Consider the following 1,199-nt stretch of genomic DNA (forward strand, 5'->3'; position numbering starts at 1 on the left):
ATCGCAGTCTTGGGAAACAGTTTAGATGAAAAAAATCTTTATCCTAAAAATAATGTCAATTTGGCACATCTCATTCTTTCGCAAGAAGGAACGCTCATAAGCGAATATCCTCCGGAAACTTCCGCCGGACCGCTAACTTTCCCCGCCAGAAACAGAATCATTGCCGGATTGTCTCAAGGAGTTTTAGTGGTTGAAGCGGGAGAAAAAAGCGGAGCATTGATAACTGCCCGAATGGCATTGGACTATAATAGAGAAGTTTTTTCCATTCCCGGACCGATTTTTTCCGAACAATCCATCGGGACAAATTCTCTGATAAAATCCGGCGCTAAAACAGTTTGCGGGATAAATGATATCTTAGAAGAGTTGAATTTAAAAACGGAAAAAGAAAAAAAACCGCTCCCTGTTCCTGATACCCAAGAAGAAAAACTGATTTTAAAATCTTTTTCCGGCGAACCTTTGCATATTGACAAAATAATTTCACTCACTAGACTTCAACCAACTATCGTTTCCGGAGCTTTAACCGTTATGGAAATGAAAGGTTGGATAAAAAATATCGGCGGACAAAATTATATAATCATATAAATTCAAGATATGAAGCGTGAAATAAAGAAAAATTTTATCGCGCATTCTATCTTTTTTCTCTTATGAAATTAGTTATTGTGGAATCTCCCACTAAAGCCAAAACCATTGAAAAATTTTTGCCTAGAGGATTTCGAGTAAAATCTTCTTACGGTCATGTCCGCGATCTTCCCAAAAAAGAAATGGGCATTGAAATTGAAAATAATTTCACCCCGCGATATATAGTTCCCGACTCCGCCAAAGCGCGTCTCGCCAAACTGAAAGAGTTATCTGATAAAGCGGAGGAAATTATTTTGGCCACTGACGAGGACCGCGAAGGAGAAGCTATTTCCTGGCACTTATTAGAAGCTTTAAAAATAAAAAATAAAAAGAAAAAAAGAATTGTTTTTCATGAAATCACTCAAAAAGCCATTTTAAAAGCTTTGGAAAATCCTCGTTCTATTGATGAAAATTTGGTAAATGCTCAACAAGCCCGAAGAATTTTAGATAGATTGGTGGGTTATGAGCTTTCCCCTTTTCTTTGGAAAAAAATTCGTTTTGGATTGAGTGCCGGAAGAGTTCAATCAGTAGCGCTTCGTTTTGTAGTGGAAAAGGAAAAAGAAATTAAAAATTTCAAACCT

General features: G+C 36.9%; 2 protein-coding genes. Both read left to right on the plus strand.

Annotated features, from left to right (window positions below):
- Positions 1-582, plus strand: a 582-nt coding sequence (locus COZ07_RS10550; protein ID WP_406608525.1) for a DNA-processing protein DprA, incomplete at its 5' end; no start/stop codon positions are given.
- 62 nt (positions 583-644) lie between these two features.
- Positions 645-1,199: toprim domain-containing protein (locus tag COZ07_RS10555; RefSeq protein WP_406608526.1), on the plus strand; the 555-nt coding region annotated here is incomplete at its 3' end.

The sequence above is a fragment of the Candidatus Infernicultor aquiphilus genome (genome assembly GCF_002784285.1).
In the GTDB taxonomy this organism is placed as follows: Bacteria; Atribacterota; Phoenicimicrobiia; order Phoenicimicrobiales; family Phoenicimicrobiaceae; genus Infernicultor; species Infernicultor aquiphilus.